A 17,646-nucleotide genomic window follows, 5' to 3' on the forward strand; every position below is an offset into this window, starting at 1 on the left:
CTGGCGGCTATCCGTTGCGGAAAGCGGCGGTAGCGACAAGCGTGCCTCGCAGCCGGACACGCCTTTCCGCGATCACATTGACAATGAACGTGTTCGCGGTTTCTTCCCCCCTTTCACCGACGCTTCCCCGCCCACGGCGCATCGGCATCAGCCTCCAACTTGCCGCGCTTGATCTCCCGCCTCGCAGATACCGCGCAGCCAGCGGTTGGCGGCACCGTGGCGATCAGGTCGCTCGACTGGCGCTCAAGTGCTGTGCACACCTTGCCAGCGCTGTCGCCGCAGTTGACGCCGACGCATGTCCCGGAAAACCCCTCACGCTAGTAAAAACCCGACTTTCGGTCGTCTAACGCGCAAGTAGCGCGATTAGCGCGCAAATTGCGCGAATTGAGCTTGTCCGGGGCATGGCGATCGCTTAATTTTCAGGCACCAAATACAGGAGACAACATGGCTACCACCATCGACCGTGACACACACGGCGCACGCCAGACGAAGAAGGCGACCGCGAGCGGCTGGATCGGATCGGCGCTCGAATACTATGACTTCTTCATCTATGCGACGGCCGCGTCCCTGATCTTCCCGCAGATCTTCTTCCCCTCGGGCAACCCCAAGATCGCGATCGTCGCGTCGCTGGCAACTTACGGCGTCGGCTACATCGCACGGCCAATCGGCGCATTCTTCCTGGGCCACTGGGGCGACACCCACGGGCGCAAGACCGTGCTGGTCCTGTGCATGTTCCTGATGGGTTTCTCGACGATGGCGGTCGGCCTGCTGCCGACGTATCAGCAGGTCGGCATGCTTGCCCCTGTGCTGCTGGTCGTCCTTCGCCTCATCCAGGGTTTCGCGGTGGCCGGCGAGATTTCCGGCGCCAGTTCGATGATTCTCGAGCACGCCCCGTTCGGCCGACGCGGCTACTACGCCAGTTTCACGCTCCAGGGCGTGCAGGCCGGCCAGATCCTCGCCGCCGCGGTATTCCTGCCGCTGGCGTACTACATGCCCGCCGATGCCTTCAACGCATGGGGCTGGCGCATTCCCTTCCTGCTGAGCGCCTTCGTGCTTGTCGCCGGCTTTATCATCCGCCGCGAAGTCAATGAAACGCCTGCATTTGCCCAGGAAGCGAAGGGCAGCGCCGTGCCTCGCTCGCCGATCATCGAAGCCTTCAAATACAGCTGGAAGGACATGATCCGGGTGGTATGCGTTGCCCTGATGAACGTCATCCCGGTGGTCGCCACGGTGTTCGGCGCGGCTTACGCGGTGCAACCGGCTTATGGCATTGGCTTTGAAAAGAGCCTTTATCTGTGGATTCCGGTCGCGGGCAATATCCTCGCCGTGCTGGTCATTCCGTTTGTCGGCAACCTGTCCGACAAGATCGGCCGCCGGCCGCCGATCATCGTCGGAGCGCTGGGCTCGGGGCTGCTCTCGTTCGCTTACCTTTACGCCATCAGCATCCATAACGTGCCGCTGGCGATCGTCTCGTCGCTGCTGATGTGGGGCGTGGTCTACCAAGGCTATAACGCGGTGTTCCCGAGCTTCTACCCGGAGCTGTTCCCGACGCGCTCCCGCGTCTCGGCCATGGCTATTGCCCAAAACGCCGGCACCGCCATCACCGCCCTGCTTCCGGCGCTATTCGCCATGGCAGCGCCTCCGGGATCGGCCAATATCCCGCTCACCGTTGGCGCGATCACCCTGACCGTCACGATCATCGCGGCAATCGCCGCATGGAGCGCACGGGAAACCCATCGCATCCGCATGAGCGACCTCGGCGAGCCCGGCGCGGTCCCCATGGACAAGCGGGACTATGACCGCTTGCGGGAAGAGGCCATGGGCGAAGCGAAAGTGATCAAGGCACTCGCCTGAGGCAGCCTGCGACCCGCACTGCGGCGACTTATCAAGATGGATTAAAAGATATCAATAGATATTTATTGATATCAATAAATATCAAAAGCCAACCGGAGGAGTATCAATATGAAAAAAGCCGCCGCCCTGCTTATCCTGGGGAGCGCAGCATGGCCAGCATTCGCGCAGCAATCCGGCGTCATCCTGTATGGCCTGATCGACACCACGATTCGTTTCTCCACCCACGAGAACGCTGCCGGCAACAGCAAATGGCAAATGACCGACGGCGAACTGACCGGCAGCCGCTGGGGCCTGCGCGGCACCGAAGACCTGGGCAACAACCTGAAGGCCTTCTTCATCCTGGAGTCGGGCTTTAACCCCGATACCGGCATCAGCCAGCAAGGCGGCCRCCTCTTCGGACGCACAGCCGTGGTGGGACTGGATGGCGATTACGGCAAGCTCGCGCTGGGGCGGCAGTACACCCTCGCGCACGAGATCCTGTCCTCCTACGAGGCCATGGCCTTCGCCAACAACTCCATCGTCGGGTACCAGGGCGGCAATTACACCGGCCTGCGCTACGACAACACCATCAAGTACATCAAGTCCTTCGGCGGCCTGCAGGTGGCCGGCGCCTACACCTTCGGCGAAGTCGCCGGCAGTACCTCGGCCAGCAACGCCGCAGCCGGCTCGCTGGTCTACAGTTCCGGTCCCTTTGAGGTTGGCGCCGTCTACCAGGTCACGCACGATGTCTCCTCCGCCTTCTTTGGCGCCGTGCCCGCTTCGCAAGCCAGCAAGCAGACCGTCTGGGGCCTGGGCGGCACCTGGAAGGCCGCGCGCGCGCAGTATTACCTGGGCTATACCAACAACCGCCTCGATGTCGCGGACTACCGCAACAACGTCGGCTATGTGGGCACCCGCGTCAACCTCACCGAAGCCCTGAGCCTGATCGGAACCTTCCAGTACGACTGGCTCAAGCACGCCGGCGAAAGCGGCAAGCGCCTGACCACCGCGGCGATGCTGGACTACAACTTCAGCAAGCGGACCGACGTCTATATGGCAGTCGATTACACCCACCTGAGCGGCGCATGGATTCCGCTGAACAGTTCCCCCACCTTCATCAACAGCGGCAATACGTTCGGCAACAGCACACGGCTGGGCGTCATGGCCGGGATACGCCACAAGTTCTGAGCGCGGCCAGTGGCCCCTGCAGTTGCAAGAACAATAGCCGCAACGCCGCCAACCTGCCGTGGTTGCCCTCCCCGGCACCGCGGCATGATGGCCGCGTTGCGCGCGCCAGCGCACCAGCCTTGACGGACGTTTTTTCGGAAGCCACCTAATGCTCGACATCCTGGCCATCATCGCCCCGATCTATATCGCCATCCTGATCGGATACTCGATGACCCGCTCGGGGATCTTCGCCAAAGCCGACATGCGCGTTTTCGGCAGGTTCGTGATCAATCTGGCGTTGCCGGCGCTGCTGTTCCGGACGTTGTCGCAGCGGCAGCTTGGGGAGATCCTGAATGTCAGCTACCTGCTCGCCTATTGCCTCGGATCATGGGCAATGGTCGGCCTGGGCTATTTCTGGTGCCGGCGGGCTTCCGGGCTGAATCCGGCCACCAGCGCCTTCTACGCGATGGGCATGTCGTGCTCGAACAGCGGTTATGTCGGCTATCCCATCCTGCTGCTCACCCTTGCCCCTGTGGCCGGGGTATCGCTTGCGCTCAACATGACAGTGGAGAACCTGCTGGTCATCCCTTTCCTGCTCTGCATGGCCGAGAGCAGGCAAGGCAGCGCCGGGCAATGGCGTGCATTGGGCAAATCGCTGATGCGGATGGCCTATAACCCGCTGATTATCGGCTTGCTCGCGGGGCTCACCGTGTCGGTACTCGGATTGAAACTGCCCGGGCCGGTGATACGCACGGTCGATATGCTGGCAACTGCCTGTAGTGCCCTGTCCCTGTTTGTCATTGGCGGCACGCTGGTCGGGCTTCCCATGCGCGGACACGGCTCACGGATTGCGCCGATTGTTCTTGGCAAGCTGGTGCTGCATCCGTTGCTGGTTTTCGTGGCGATCACGATGGTGCCGATGCTCGGGCTTGGGGAGATCGAGCCTTCGCTGCGGATGGCGGCTGTGTTGATGGCGGCTATGCCAATGATGGGCATCTATGCGACGTTGGGGCAGGTCTATGGGCAGGAAGATTTCAGCGCAGTGACTTTGCTGGTGACCACGATCGTGTCGTTCTTTACGCTGAGCGGGTTGCTTTGGGCACTAGGAAAATACTGGAGCCTGGCGTGAAGACCGGATGGATGCCGGACCGTCGAGCCTGATATGGGGCAAGATCGATGGCATACGAGCGTTTGCGATGGGCAGCCTGATCGAGCAGTCAGCCGCCGTCGCGACATGCATAGGGGACGACGCCTGGGCCACGACATCCCAAGCGAAGAGGATATCGTCGAGGCTACGGATCGTCGCGATCCGTTCACGGACGGCACGCACAACTGAAACACTGCGCGAAGCGCAGGCGGCTTGATGGAAAACGGCGGGCTGCGGCCCGCCCCGTTTGCGCTTGCCCGGCTAGGAAGTCCGATTGAAAAGCGCGGAGGCGTGGCTAGCCGCGGCCAGTTCCGCAGCGGCACTAAGCAGTGCCGGGCCCAGCTCTTTCATGCGTGCCTCGCTGAGCCTGCTAAGGGGGCCCGCAATGCTGATCACCCCAATTGCGGGATACCCCCGGCGCTGGACGGGCGCCGCCATGGCCGACATTGCCGGTGCGAACACTTCATTGATGGTGGCATAGCCGCGCTCCCGTGCCTTGTGGATGAAGCCCAGCAAGGCTTTGACGGTGGTTGGCGCATTGGGGCCATATTGTCTGGGCTGGCCGAAGCCTTGCTTCAGCACCAGTTCAAGGGCGCGTTCATCCGTCATGGTCTGCATCCAGGCATGTCCGGTTGCGCTGCAGGAAAGAATGGTGTCCATGCCCATGTCGGGGTCATACCGCAGCCCCCTCAGCGCCCCTTGCGCCTTGGCCACCCAGGTGAGGCGGTCCCCGTCGACGATGGCCAGGCGAACGAGTTCACCCGACGTCTCCGCCAGCCGGTCCAGCCTTGTCTGGGCAATATCGACGATGCCGGAAGTCGCGAGAAAGCCCAGTCCCATCCCCACCAGCTTGGTCGTCAGTATGTAGTCGCCGTGGTCCCGCAACTGGCGCACATAGCCCGCGTTCTTGAGATCGACCAGCAGGCGATGGCACGCGCTGCGCGGGATATCGAGATCATCGGCGATGGCGGCCAGGGGAACGGCCTCGACTTGGGTACAAAGGTATTCGAGGATTCCAAGTGTGCGCAGTACGCCTGACATGGCGAGTTCCCTGCCAATGAAATATATAGTTTTTTACTATTCAACAAAGATACCAATACGTCAAGTTCGGAATGGCATTCCCAAACCGCTGCTAGCATGCATTCACCGCTCCAACCGGCACGAAGGGCAACGTTGTTGGACGGATTCAAACGGCACCGGATGGCAGCGCTGCATGCCATCCCCAGCAAGAGACGCTAGGAGACAAAATGACTGAAGAGACACCGCGCCACGCCGATGCGGCAATGCGCACGCGCGCCGTCGCAGCCGCCACCATTGGCACCGCACTAGAGTGGTTTGACTTCACGCTGTATGGGGCGTTGGCGGCTACGATTCTGCCCAAGCTGTTCTTTCCCGCGATGGAGCCGACATCCGCGCTCCTCGCATCGCTGGCCACGTTCGGTGTCGGCCTGGCGGCGCGGCCTCTGGGGGCGATCATTTGCGGCCATCTCGGCGATAAGCTGGGGCGCCGCAATCTGCTGCTGGGCACCGTCACGATCATGGGACTGTCCTCCGTGCTGATGGGCTTGCTGCCCACCTACACACAGATCGGCGTTTGGGCACCGGTGTTGCTGGTGCTGCTGCGCGTTCTGCAGGGCTTCGCGCTCGGCGGCGAATCGACCGGCGCTCAACTGATGGCAATCGAGCACGCCAGTCCGGACCGGCGCGGCAAGTATTCCGGTTTGCTGGGCCTGTGCTCGCCATTGAGCCAGATCCTTGCCAACGGCGTATTGCTTCTCCTCGCCTCCACGATGTCAGCGGAATCCTTCGAGTCCTACGGATGGCGCGTGCCGTTCCTGCTGAGCTTCGTCCTGGTGATCGTCGGCGTGTATATCCGCCTGAAGGTCAATGAAACGCCGGCATTCGTGGAACTCAGCAAGAACAGGGTGGCGCAAGCCGGCAATCCGCTGCGCGACGCGTTCCGGTTCCATTCAAAAACGGTGCTGCGCTGGATGCTCTTCTTTTGCGGACCCGCGGCGATTTTCTATCTCATTGTGGTGTTCTCGCTGAGCTACATCACCAAGACGCTCGCCGTGCCCAAGCAGACCGGCTTCCTGCTGCTGATGGGTGCCAACGTCTGCGCGATTTTCGGTGCACTGGCGGGCGGCATGCTTAGCGACAAGATCGGCCGCAAGAAGGCGCTGGCCATTGGCTCCGTTGCGACGCTGCTGATTCTGTTCGTCTACTTCCAGATCCTCGACACCAAGAGCTTCCTGCCGATGCTTGCCATCATGGGGCTTTTCCTCGGCTTCACCCAGTTCCAGAGCGGCATTCAGCCGGTCGCGTTCGCCGAAGCATTCCCGACCAATGTCCGCTACTCGGGATCCGCACTTGCCTACACGGGGGCAAACCTGATTGCCGGCGGTCCGATGCCCGTCGTTGCGGTGTGGCTCCTGTCAGTCTGCAACGGATCACCGTGGGGCGTCGTTGCGGTGTGCGTCGCGTTCAACCYCATCTCGCTGGCCATGATTCTGACGGCGCCCGAAACGCGTGGCATCGACCTGAACCGCGCGGAAGCGCCGAACGACATGGCCGATGGCGCTCCTTTCCTCTCAGTTGGCACCAGCCAGTCCCGCTAACCCACGACGCGCGCAGCCCCTGGCCGCGCGGCACAGACCATGACCGAACTCGTATATCTGCTGAACGGCTCCAATCTCAACATGCTGGGCAAGCGCGAGCCGCATCTGTATGGCACGACCACGCTTGCCGAGGTGCAACAACGCGTCGCCGGGCTGGCTGACGAATTGCGGATCGACTGCGATTTTCGTCAGACCAACAGCGAAGCCACGATGGTGGACTGGCTCCAGGAAGCCTTTGAAAAGAATGCCGCCGTGATCATCAATCCGGCCGGGTTTTCCTTTGCATCCGTACCTGTGCTTGATGCCGTCAAGCTGATTCAGCGGCCGGTCATTGAACTGCACATCACGAATATCCACGCGCGCGAAGAGACCCATCGCCATTCGATCATCTCGCGGGCGGCCACGGGCGTGATCTGCGGGCTTGGCGTTGCCGGCTACACATTGGCGCTTCGCGCCATGGCCGACGCATTGCGGAGCTAGTCCCCGGACTGGACATCGTGTTGCCGCGCCGCCATGATTCCATTGCGGCCAACCTCCACGGGAGCCAGCCATGACGTCCACGCTCCGACATGCCCTGTGCTTACTTCTCGGCACCTGCTGCCTCATCGTCGCCGCGTGCGGCGGGGGCGGCGAGGTCGAAGTGACCGCCGGTGACGGCAAGCCCGGCACCCTCTCCATCATCATCTCGGGCCTGCCTGCGGGAACGCCCGCCAACGTCACGGTCACCGGCCCCGGCGGCTACCGGCAGACTGTGGGGCAATCGACGACCCTGGGGAACCTGCAAGCGGGCACCTATACCGTGACAGCGGCCAGTGTCACTAAAGGTTCGGTCTCGTTCAGGGCGCAACAACCCGTCCAGACGATGATGGTGGCGGCAGGTACCGCGCCTGTGGCTGGCGTGGTCTACGGCTCATCCGAAGTCACTCCCATGGCGCTGGACCAGATGGCCGACGGCCTTGTCATGCAGTGATTCCTGGCGAGCCAATATGCTGTTTGGCAAGCTCCGTTCCTGCGGACACCGGAAAAAACCGCACGATCGGGAGCGCCGGCATGCCTATGTATAATGCAGCTTCTTTAGGTCAAACCCCGGCCCACCGCCACCACCAGACTGGTCAGCGCGATGTGGCCTGCGCAAGCGATGAGTAAGCCAGTTCGGCCGCCAATCCGGCCCTGCTGCAGCGGCTTACCGCCCGCACGGCATCGTATCGCAGCGTCCCGCACTGACCGCCCAGTACCGGGCGTCCTCTCCGCCAGAGCAAGAGCACGCCACCGAAATCGCGCCCCAGCCGTCTGATCGACTTCCCGTTTGATCGGCGCCGCGGCCGTCCAACATCCCGATCGTCGAGCCTGGCAACGCGCCGTCTGGCGAACCAGGGCCATCCACGGAAAAGTGCCCGATTGCTTGCCCGGCTAGCCGATCTGTAGCTTTTTTTGTCTTATGAGCAAACTCCCCAAGCTCGCGCTGAGCCTTGTGCTGATTGCGCTATTCCACCTGAGCCCGGCCGCGCTGCCGACAGCCGCCGCCGCCGATACCGTAAAAAGTACGGACGCCCAGCTCGCAACATCACTTTCGCACGCCGAGGCCGTCGCTGAACTGAAGAGGCTCCAGACAGAACAGGACCGTATCAAGCAGCTGGCGTCGGCCGCCACGAGCAGCACGCAGCTCGAAGGGCTTGACAATGACATCAAGCAACTGGCGGGCGACGTCGACAAGCTGACCGCGGCACTGCTGCCCGAGCGTGCGCAGTTGCAGGCACAGCTCGATGTGCTCGGCCCGGCGCCCGCCGCCGGAACGACGCCGGAAGCACCTGCCGTCGCGCAGCAGCGGGCCGAACTCAACGCGCGCAAGACGCAGCTGGACAACGGACTGAAACAGGCGGCCGACGACAAGGAGAACGTAGCCAACCTGACCGGGCAGATCGCCAAGCTGCAGCGCAGCCTGCTGAAGAACCAGCTGGCGCTGCGCTCGGACAGCATCCTGAGCGCGCAGTTCTGGATGCCGTTGTTCAAGCCGACACCGGAAGACCAGCAAAGGCTAAGTGCGTTCAGGGAGCAGGTCGTCCCGTTGTGGCAACTGGCCTGGCAGCCGGGTCAGCAGGCTGTCACCACCCTCCTCGTACTCCTTGCGCTGGCTGTCTGGCTGATCGGCCGCCGGCTCATCGAGCGGGCTCTCGCGTGGTTCTGCCTGACGCGATTGCCGGAGTCCCGCCTGCGGCGCAGCGCGCTCGCACTGGCGACAGCCCTCGCGACCGTCGTGACGACGGCGGTCGCGGTACAGATCGTCTGCTTCGCCTTCACCCGATACTACGAGCCGCCGCCCCAGTTGCAAGACCTGATCAGYGAACTCGGAAAGCTGACGCTGACCAGCGCGCTGATTTCCGGCCTCGGCCGGGCGCTGCTATGCACGCGTCATCCGTCATGGCGCCTGCCGGCACTCRCCGATCGGGTCGCGCTGGCGATGAGCCCGTTCCCCGCTGTCCTCGCCGGCCTGTTACTGCTGGCCGGCACGCTCGAGCAACTGAACCGGAGCGCCGATACCAGCCTGCAAGTCACGCTGTCGGGCCGCGGCCTTGTGTCGCTTGTCGTGGTCCTGGCAATCGGCGCGGCGTTGCTGCGCGCCAACCGCGTGCGCACCCTGCTCTGCGCGGCGGGAGAGCAGCCCGAGGCGCGCTCCACGCTGGCCGGCATGATCCACGCTGGCGTGACGATTACGGTGATCGCATCGTTGTTCGCCCTGCTTATCGGCTATATCACTTTCGCGCGCTTCCTGACCTACGAACTCGTCTGGGTCGATATCGTCCTGTGTAGCCTGTATCTGCTGACGCAACTGACACGCGACGTCTGCGAGTGCGTTTTCTCGTTGCATCATTCGAGCGGCAAAGTCATCAAGCAGCTGTTCGGCCTGGGCGACAGCCATCTCGAGCAGGCGTCGACGGTGGTGTCGGGCATCGGCACGAGCCTGCTGCTGCTGGTCGCGGTCATTGCCTTGCTGACCGGCGGCTTCGGCACGACACCGAGCGATCTGTTGAACAGCCTGCTCACGGTGCTCGGCGGAGAAAAGCTGCGCCGCCTCAATATCATGCCCGATCGGATCCTCAGCGCCGCCATAGCGCTGTCGGTTGGCATCTACCTGCTGCGCTCGGTACGGCGCTGGCTGGATGCGGAGCTGTTGCCCAAGGTATGCATGGAGCCGGGCTTGCGGGTCTCGCTCGTTACGCTGTTCAGCAATATCGGCTACGTACTGATCGTATTGCTGACCTTGTCGCTGCTGGGCGTCAAATGGGACAACCTCGCGTGGATCGTCAGTGCGCTGTCGGTCGGGATTGGCTTCGGCCTGCAGGAGATCGTCAAGAACTTCGTGTCGGGGCTCATCCTTTTGACCGAGCGTCCGGTAAAGGTCGGCGACATGGTGAGCATCGGCGGCGTCGAGGGCGACATCCGGCGCATCAACGTGCGCGCGACGGAAATCCAGTTAGGCGACCGCTCCACCGTGATCGTGCCGAACTCGCAGCTGATATCGCAGAACCTGCGCAACGTGACGATGAGCAATAGCACGCAAGGTGTGGCGACGCTGCAGCTGACGTTCCCGTTGAACATCGACCCCGAGCATGTGCGCGATCTGCTGCTGGAGGCTTACCGCGAAAACATGGCGATACTCGAGAAGCCCGCGCCGTCCGTCACGTTCAGCCAGCTGGCATCGAACGGGATCACGCTGAGCGTGACGGGCTACGTAGGCAGCCCGCGGATCGCCACGGAAACAAAGAGCGACCTGCTGTTCGAGATCCTGAAGCGGCTGCGCGCGGCCGAGATCTCACTGTCGGTGCCACAAACGCTGAGAGTGCAAAACCTGCCCGCGCTGAACGCCTGATACCGCCGGCGCCATCGGCCATCGGCCTGCCGCACCGTCAGGCCGCGCCCTCCCCATGCGACTTGTGCTGCGAAGCCATCTGTTCCTGCTGGGCGGGCGGCACGGGTTCATAGTGACTGAGCTGGATCGTGTAGTTGCCGTGTCCGCCCGTGATGCTGTTCAGGCGTGACTGGTAGTCGTTGAGCTCGGACAGCGGCACCTGCCCCGCCACGACGACGCTGTTGCCGGCCGCCGTACGCGTGCCGCGCACCTGTCCGCGCTTGGCGGAGAGGTCGCTGATGATGTCGCCCATCGCCGTTTCGGGCATCGTCACCTCGATATCCACGATCGGCTCCAGCACACTCGGCCGCGCCTTGAGCACAGCATCGATAAAGGCCTTGCGCCCGGCGGCCGCGAACGCCACTTCCTTCGAATCGACCGAATGGCTCTTGCCATCGAACACGGTAACGCGCACGTCCTGCATCGGAAAGCCGGCCAGCGGCCCGCTTTCGAGAACCTGGCGGATACCCTTTTCAACGGCGGGAATGAACTGCCCCGGAATCGCACCGCCCTTGACCGCGTCGACAAATTCGAAGCCCGTGCCGCGCGGCAGCGGCTCCACGCGGAGCAACACCTCGCCGAACTGGCCGGCACCGCCGGTCTGTTTCTTGTGGCGGTGGTGCCCCTCGGCCTTGCCGCCGATGGTTTCGCGATAGGCGATCTTGGGCGGCCGCGTCACCACCTCGAGCTTGTACTGGTCGGTCAGGCGTTCGAGCGCGCAGCGCAACTGGAGTTCGCCAAGGCCAAGCACGACGGTTTCATTGGTGCCGGCCGGATGCTCGATGCGCAGGCACGGGTCTTCCGCGCCGAGTTTCTGCAGGACTTCCGACAGGCGCTGCTCGTTGCCGCGCCGCGCCGGTTCGATCGCCAGGCCATAGATCGGCCTCGGAAAATCGAGCGGGACCAGGTGGATGTTGCCGTCCTCGCTGGCATCGTGCAGCACGGCATCGAAGGCGATCTCGTCGATCTTGGCCACCGCGCAGATATCGCCGGGTCCGGCCTGCGGCACTTCGACGCGCTCCTTGCCCTGCAGCATCAGCAGATGCGCGATCTTGAAGGGCTGGCGGCCGTCGCCGATATAGAGCTGGCTGTCGCGCGAGACGGTACCCTGGTGGATGCGAAACACGGCCATTTTGCCGAGATACGGGTCCATCGTGATCTTGAAGACATGCGCCAGCACATGCTTGTCGGGCACCGGCTCGGCGCGAACGGCGACGCGGCGCTCGCCCGCGTCACGGTAGAAAAGCGGCGGATTGCCTTCGGTCGGGTTAGGCAGCAGGCGCACAAACACGTCGAGCAGTTCCCTGATGCCGGCGCCGCTGGCCGCCGACGTGAAACAGATCGGCACCAGGTGGCCTTCGCGCAGCGCCCGCTCGAACGGCGCATGCAACTGCTCCGGCGCGATCGCCTGGCCCTGCTCCAGATAGAGCTCCATCAACTCGGGATCGATCTCCACGACCTGATCGACGAGCGCGTCGTGAGCCGAAGCCACGGACAGGAAGTCCGCCTCGCCGGCGGGACTGAAAAAGCAGTCGGCGACCTCGCCGGCGCGCCCCGCCGGGAGATTGATCGGCAAGCACTCTTTGCCGAAGGCCTCCTGGATGTCGGCCAGCAGCGCGGGCAGATCCGTCTTTTCCTTGTCGATGCCGTTGACGATGATCATCCTGCACAGCTTGCGATCCTGCGCCCAGGCCATCATGCGCCGGGTCGTCATCTCGATGCCCGTCTGCGCGTTGATGACGATGGCGGCAGTCTCGACTGCCGGGAGGACACTCATCGACAGGCCGGAGAAATCGGGATAGCCGGGCGTATCGAGCAGGTAGATGCGGGTGTCGCGATAGTGCAGGTGCGCGACCGCGGAGGTGAGGGAGTGGCGATATTTGCGCTCGAGAGGATCGGAATCGCAGACCGTTGTGCCGCGCTCGATACTGCCCGGGAGATGCAGCGCGCCTCCCTTGTGCAGCAGCGCTTCTACCAGCGAGGTCTTGCCGCACCCCGCGTGCCCCAGCAGGGCAATCGTACGAATTGCATCGGGACTATAAAGCATGGCGCGCCCTCGTCCGGCAATGTCAGTTAGACCATTATTGGCGATAGGGGCCGGGAACACCATATGGGGTGATACCCGCGCCGGGCCGGCGCGGTGGCGAGGCAAGCCGCGCAGTGGAATCGGCCGGCGGCGCGAGTGCCGCACGCCTCACCCGAAGCGTATTGGACGGTACGCCCACACCCCACGACACGCAAAAATGGGGATTACCCGGCGCAAAATTTCCCATTTCCGTAGGGGCGCCTGAGTTGTGTGCGGTCGGGCACGGCATTTGGCGCGCAACGCAGGTTCGCGTCCGCGGGAAACGGCAATAAGGAGAGGGGCCATGCGTTGGTTCAGTTCGAGATATTCTGAACCCGCTCGTCGCGCGGCTTTATTCGCGCCATTGGCTGGGGTACGACAAGAGCCCGCCGCACATTCCGTGCATGCATTAACCAAAAATAGATTGCATTTTCCCACGATTGCGATATAGTTCTGCCCTCGCGTGCGGCTGTAGCTCAGTTGGATAGAGTACTTGGCTACGAACCAAGGGGTCGTGGGTTCGAATCCTGCCAGCCGCACCACCTATTTGTTTGAAGGGCTTCCAGTTATGGGAGCCCTTTTTCATTTGGGCTGCTGTGTGGCTACTGTGGGACTGCGCCGCGACCGAACCTGCCAACCCTTCAGCGCCTTGCATTCTGGCGACCATCCTGCCAGCGCTGGTGGTGTAGCCTGCAATCGCGGCGAACCGTGCCAGCAAATTCAATCGCGCCAGTCGCCGGGTATTTCGCTTCCGAACGTCGCTTCCGAACGGAACGCCGCAGCAGGCCGGACCTGGCCTATGCCCCGCGCAGGCGGTCCAGATTCTGCTGCGCGAGGAGTACGTCCGTCACGACACAGTTCATCTCGTCATGGTTTGCCGTGAGCAGGCTGGCCCAGGAAACCTTGCCGGGCGCGACTCCCGCGTCCGCGGTGTAGGCGCCCAGGGCGCCAGGCGCCACCAGCGCCGCGTAGCAGACTGCGTGGTGATGGCAGAGAAGATCATCCCTGATCGTCGGGCCAACAGGCGGAATGTTCGGGTTGGGGAATGTCAACACGTCCCGGAGCGATCTGAAGCCGGCAATCTCTTTCGGCAGCTTTGGCACGGCGTCAAGCGCGTGGTTGATCACAATGTAGTTATCAACCCTGCTCTGGAAGTCATCCGCGAAGCCCTGGTCCCCAGGCCGCGGCGACGCAAAGAGACAGGCCGCCAGCTTGTCACCGCCGATACCCGCCTTCGCCAGGCCTAGCGTGAGATAGCTTGCGATGGCCGCCCCCAGGCTATGCCCCGTGACGACCAGCTTGTTGCCGTTTGCCACGTTCATGAGACTCGGAAGCAGCGGTTGGGCGTCCCCCGTGTTATCGGCGGCCAGGAACTGCATGGAAGTGAATATGCTCGAGAATCCCAGCTCGACCTTCCCGGCGGTCGTGACGGACGGTACCCCGACCAGTTCGCACTCTGCGTTGACCAGCCACTCAAGCAGACTGGCCGTACCCCGGACGACGACGAAGTCCGTGCCGGCACCGAATGGCTCCTTCAGCACGACACCGTAGCAGACCCTCTCGGCCAGTATGTGCATGCGCCGGTCCAGCCCGAGCAGCACATCGCTTGCCACCAGGTAGCCGGCCACGGCCTGCGTCGCAACCAGCCGGGCAAACAGGGAATCCTCAAGCCCCGATGGCCTGAGACTGGCCTTGCTTGCGCGGCAAGCGTTGAACACGTCCGCGATCAGCAGCGCAAGCTCGCCGACCCTGTCGATCCGCAGGCCACACTCCTGAAAGATGATCTCTTCGTCAGTCATTGTGGTACTCCCCGTTGCGGACTATCTCTAGCGTAGCCTACGGAACGGGCGGCATTGGTGGCGAGTGTGGAGTCCTTGTCCAAGGCGCGGAACACCTGGCCCTATACCGGCCCGCCGCCCGCCCGCCGAAAAGCCGCCCCCACCTCCCCATAAAACTCCCGCAACGCCACTACCTCCAGATCCGGCGGCAACAAGGCCGGCCAGAGCAACGCAACGATGTCCCTGGCGGTCCGCTCGATATCCACCGGCCGCTGCCTGGCGATCGCATCCCAGAGAATGTGCTCCATCGGCCCAAAAATCGCCGAACGCAGCAAACTCAGCGGCAAATCGGTGCGGATCTCCCCATTCTCCCTGGCCCGCGCCAGCATATCCATCAGCGGCGCCGTGTAGCGCCGTTGCAGCGGCACGAATACCTCGCCCAGCCCGGGGCCCTTGGCGCGGCCCTCGGAAAGAACCAGCGCGCACAGGCCGGTGCCCTGGATCAGGAACAGCCGTAAATGGGTCCGCACAAAGAACTCGAGCTGAGCCTTGGTGGTCTGGTCACGCGGCATGCCCTCTTCCACCGCCGCGATGATCTCGTCGTACCAGTCCTCGATCACCCTTACGCATAGCTCGCGCTTGCCGTGGAAGTAGGTGAACACGGTGGCCTCGGAGATGCCGAGGCGCTGGGCGATCTCGGTCGTGGTGGTCCGCTCGTACCCCATCTCGGCAAAGACTTCGCGGCTCACGCGGAGGATGTCGCGGATGCGTTGTTCCGCCTTGGCGCCCGCGGGAATGCGGCGCCGCACCATGATGTCGTCCATCGACGTGTTACCTCGCTTGCCGGAAGCCGGCGATTATAGTGCGGCGCCGCATGAAAACGTGCGCCCGGGCGTGCCTGTGCGCCGCCTCGGCCCTGTCATCGCATTGTAATTGATCTTTACTCAAGTCTAGGTTGCAATTTTCCGGTCTAGCGTGTACTTTTCCACTCAACGCTACTGGTCCGGCGCGTGGATGGCAGGCCCAGGGACGAGATAATATGCGCACCCCGAGACTTGAGCCTCGCTCAACAAAGTTGAATAAAGCTCAAGAAATCACGTTACAGACATGATTGCGACAGCGCTTTGGAGACAAGTATGACCACACAGGGTGCCGCTAGCCCAACCACATTGCCCATTGGCGGGCTCTCCCACGTACGGGGCCGGACCGACATCCCCCTGTCCGAACTGACGGTGCCGGCCTTGCTCGCGGAAACCGTGGCGCGTTTCCCGGACCGCGAGGCGGTGGTGTTCCGCGAGCAGGGAATCCGCTGGAGCTGGCGCGAGTTCGCGCAGGTGGTGGATGCCATGGCCGGCGGCTTGCGCCTGCTGGGCCTGGAGCGCGGGGACCGGATCGGTATCTGGTCACCGAACCGCGTGGAATGGCTGGTGACCCAGTTCGCGACGGCGCGCCTGGGACTGGTGCTGGTGAATATCAATCCGGCCTACCGTTTGTCGGAGCTGGAATACGCGCTGAACAAGGTAGGCTGCAAGGCGATCGTGGCGGCGGAGTCGTTCAAGACGTCGCGTTACCTGGAAATGCTGCAGACCCTGGCGCCGGAGCTGCAAAGCTGCGAGCCGGGCGCGTTGCAGGCGGCGCGCCTGCCCACGCTGCGCTGGGTGATCCGCATGGGCGGCGAGCGGACACCGGGCATGCTGAACTACGATGCGCTGCTGGCACATGGCACTCACGCCATCACCGGGGAGCTGGACGCGATCACCGCGCAACTGGATCGCAACGACCCGATCAATATCCAGTTCACCAGCGGGACCACCGGCGCACCGAAGGGCGCCACGCTGACGCACCGGAACATCGTCAATAACGGACGCTTCATCGCCATGGCGATGCGGTTCTCCGAGCAGGACAAGCTTTGCATCCCGGTGCCGTTCTATCACTGCTTCGGCATGGTGCTGGCCGTGCTGGCCAGCGTGTCCACCGGCGCCTGCATGGTGTTCCCTGGCGAGGCGTTCGAACCGGCAGCCACCATGGCGGCGGTCAGCGAGGAGCGCTGCACGGCGCTGCATGGCGTGCCGACCATGTTTATCGCGCAGCTGGATCACCCGGATTTCGGGAAATACGACTTCTCCACGCTGCGCACCGGCATCATGGCTGGCTCGCCCTGCCCCATCGAGACGATGAAGCGCGTGATCTCGCAAATGCACATGGCGGAAGTGACGATCGCCTATGGCATGACCGAGACCAGCCCGGTTTCCTTCCAGAGCTCCACCACCGACCCGCTGGAAAAGCGCGTGACCACGGTCGGGCTGATCCAGCCACACCTTGAGGTCAAGCTGGTCGACGGCGCGGGCGAGATCGTGCCCGTTGGCGAGAAGGGCGAGCTGTGCACCCGCGGMTAYTCSGTGATGCAGGGCTACTGGGACGATGAACCGCGCACCCGCGAGGCGATCCGCGATGGCTGGATGCATACCGGCGACCTCGCCACCATCGATGAAGAGGGTTACTGCAATATCGTCGGCCGCGTGAAGGACATGCTGATCCGTGGCGGCGAGAACGTCTACCCGCGAGAGATCGAGGAATTCCTGTTCCGCCACCCCAAGGTGCAGGCGGTGCAGGTGTTCGGCGTGCCCGATCCCAAGTACGGCGAGGAAGTGTGCGCATGGATCGTGCTGAAGCCGGGCGAGACCGCCACGGAGGACGATATCCGCGCCTTCTGCCGCGACCAGATCGCGCACTACAAGATTCCGCGCTATATCCGCTTCGTGAGCGAGATGCCCATGACCATTACCGGCAAGGTGCAAAAGTTCGTGATGCGCGACCGCATGACACAGGAACTCGGACTCGACGAGACCAAGACCGCCTGACTCCGGCCCGGCTTCCACCTGACATCGGGCTGCGCTTCCCGCAGCCCCACTGAACAACATAACGAGCACTCCTATGAACGAACTTCCAGGCCTCAATTTCCACCTCGGCGAAGATATCGACATGCTGCGCGAGTCCGTGCGCAACTGGGCGCAGGCCGAACTCGCTCCGCGCGCCGCGGAGATCGACCGCACCGACCAGTTCCCGATGGACGCCTGGAAGAAGATGGGCGATCTCGGCGTGCTCGGCATCACCGTGGCGGAGGAGTACGG

General features: G+C 63.2%; 13 protein-coding genes and 1 tRNA gene. 10 read left to right on the forward strand and 4 right to left on the reverse strand.

Features of this window, described 5'->3' with window-relative positions; genetic code table 11:
- The first annotated feature begins 444 nt into the window (after positions 1-444).
- The 3 genes from AC1DKD_RS12770 to AC1DKD_RS12780 all read left to right on the forward strand — a co-directional run bounded on the left by AC1DKD_RS12770 (position 445) and on the right by AC1DKD_RS12780 (position 4,129).
- The gene (locus AC1DKD_RS12770; protein ID WP_441626748.1) at positions 445-1,854 is read left to right on the forward strand and encodes an MFS transporter; all 1,410 of its coding nucleotides are present in this window, start codon (positions 445-447) and stop codon (positions 1,852-1,854) included.
- Positions 1,855-1,962: 108 nt separating this feature from the next.
- Positions 1,963-3,021, forward strand: a complete 1,059-nt coding sequence (locus AC1DKD_RS12775) for a porin (protein WP_477143349.1) — start codon at positions 1,963-1,965, stop codon at positions 3,019-3,021.
- A 148-nt stretch (positions 3,022-3,169) separates the two neighbouring features.
- The gene (locus AC1DKD_RS12780) at positions 3,170-4,129 is read left to right on the forward strand and encodes an AEC family transporter (RefSeq protein ID WP_477143350.1); all 960 of its coding nucleotides are present in this window, start codon (positions 3,170-3,172) and stop codon (positions 4,127-4,129) included.
- 279 nt (positions 4,130-4,408) lie between these two features.
- Here AC1DKD_RS12780 and AC1DKD_RS12785 read toward each other — a convergent pair whose 3' ends face one another.
- Positions 4,409-5,188 carry an IclR family transcriptional regulator gene (locus tag AC1DKD_RS12785; RefSeq protein WP_441626754.1) on the reverse strand — a complete coding sequence of 260 codons (780 nt, stop codon included), beginning with the start codon at positions 5,186-5,188 and terminating at the stop codon, positions 4,409-4,411.
- A gap of 206 nt (positions 5,189-5,394) precedes the next feature.
- Here AC1DKD_RS12785 and AC1DKD_RS12790 point away from each other — a divergent pair, with 206 nt between their 5' ends.
- The 4 genes from AC1DKD_RS12790 to AC1DKD_RS12805 all read left to right on the forward strand — a co-directional run bounded on the left by AC1DKD_RS12790 (position 5,395) and on the right by AC1DKD_RS12805 (position 10,633).
- A complete protein-coding gene (locus AC1DKD_RS12790) occupies positions 5,395-6,765 on the forward strand; it encodes an MFS transporter (protein ID WP_477143351.1) in 1,371 nt (456 codons plus the stop codon).
- Between the two features lie 39 nt (positions 6,766-6,804).
- Positions 6,805-7,245 (forward strand): type II 3-dehydroquinate dehydratase, encoded by a 441-nt coding sequence (locus AC1DKD_RS12795; protein ID WP_428180835.1) that lies wholly within the window; start codon positions 6,805-6,807, stop codon positions 7,243-7,245.
- A 70-nt stretch (positions 7,246-7,315) separates the two neighbouring features.
- Positions 7,316-7,735 carry a hypothetical protein gene (locus AC1DKD_RS12800; RefSeq protein ID WP_441626758.1) on the forward strand — a complete coding sequence of 140 codons (420 nt, stop codon included), beginning with the start codon at positions 7,316-7,318 and terminating at the stop codon, positions 7,733-7,735.
- Positions 7,736-8,203: 468 nt separating this feature from the next.
- Positions 8,204-10,633 carry a DUF3772 domain-containing protein gene (locus tag AC1DKD_RS12805; protein WP_477143352.1) on the forward strand — a complete coding sequence of 810 codons (2,430 nt, stop codon included), beginning with the start codon at positions 8,204-8,206 and terminating at the stop codon, positions 10,631-10,633.
- Positions 10,634-10,670: 37 nt separating this feature from the next.
- On the opposite strand, the gene fusA is transcribed toward AC1DKD_RS12805, so the two are convergent.
- Positions 10,671-12,719: an elongation factor G gene (fusA, locus tag AC1DKD_RS12810; RefSeq protein ID WP_477102971.1), complete on the reverse strand. Its 2,049-nt coding sequence runs from the start codon at positions 12,717-12,719 to the stop codon at positions 10,671-10,673.
- A 483-nt stretch (positions 12,720-13,202) separates the two neighbouring features.
- On the opposite strand from fusA, the gene AC1DKD_RS12815 reads away from it, so the two are divergent.
- Positions 13,203-13,279, forward strand: a tRNA-Arg gene (locus tag AC1DKD_RS12815).
- A 255-nt stretch (positions 13,280-13,534) separates the two neighbouring features.
- Here AC1DKD_RS12815 and AC1DKD_RS12820 read toward each other — a convergent pair.
- Positions 13,535-14,536 carry a lipase family protein gene (locus AC1DKD_RS12820; protein ID WP_441626764.1) on the reverse strand — a complete coding sequence of 334 codons (1,002 nt, stop codon included), beginning with the start codon at positions 14,534-14,536 and terminating at the stop codon, positions 13,535-13,537.
- 101 nt (positions 14,537-14,637) lie between these two features.
- A complete protein-coding gene (locus tag AC1DKD_RS12825) occupies positions 14,638-15,339 on the reverse strand; it encodes a TetR/AcrR family transcriptional regulator (protein WP_428180743.1) in 702 nt (233 codons plus the stop codon).
- A 312-nt stretch (positions 15,340-15,651) separates the two neighbouring features.
- On the opposite strand from AC1DKD_RS12825, the gene AC1DKD_RS12830 reads away from it, so the two are divergent.
- A complete protein-coding gene (locus AC1DKD_RS12830; protein WP_441626766.1) occupies positions 15,652-17,376 on the forward strand; it encodes an AMP-binding protein in 1,725 nt (574 codons plus the stop codon).
- 73 nt (positions 17,377-17,449) lie between these two features.
- On the forward strand, positions 17,450-17,646 hold a 197-nt coding region (locus AC1DKD_RS12835), incomplete at its 3' end, for an acyl-CoA dehydrogenase family protein (RefSeq protein WP_477111503.1).

It is taken from the genome of Cupriavidus sp. 05T313, from assembly GCF_056396665.1.

Excerpts from the sequence above, each read along its gene's own strand:
- AC1DKD_RS12770 (WP_441626748.1), top strand. The coding sequence starts at position 445 with ATGGCTACCACCATCGACCGTGACACACACGGCGCACGCCAGACGAAG.
- AC1DKD_RS12780 (WP_477143350.1), top strand. The coding sequence starts at position 3,170 with ATGCTCGACATCCTGGCCATCATCGCCCCGATCTATATCGCCATCCTG.
- AC1DKD_RS12785 (WP_441626754.1), bottom strand. The coding sequence starts at position 5,188 with ATGTCAGGCGTACTGCGCACACTTGGAATCCTCGAATACCTTTGTACC.
- AC1DKD_RS12795 (WP_428180835.1), top strand. The coding sequence starts at position 6,805 with ATGACCGAACTCGTATATCTGCTGAACGGCTCCAATCTCAACATGCTG.
- AC1DKD_RS12800 (WP_441626758.1), top strand. The coding sequence starts at position 7,316 with ATGACGTCCACGCTCCGACATGCCCTGTGCTTACTTCTCGGCACCTGC.
- fusA (WP_477102971.1), bottom strand. The coding sequence starts at position 12,719 with ATGCTTTATAGTCCCGATGCAATTCGTACGATTGCCCTGCTGGGGCAC.
- AC1DKD_RS12820 (WP_441626764.1), bottom strand. The coding sequence starts at position 14,536 with ATGACTGACGAAGAGATCATCTTTCAGGAGTGTGGCCTGCGGATCGAC.
- AC1DKD_RS12825 (WP_428180743.1), bottom strand. The coding sequence starts at position 15,339 with ATGGACGACATCATGGTGCGGCGCCGCATTCCCGCGGGCGCCAAGGCG.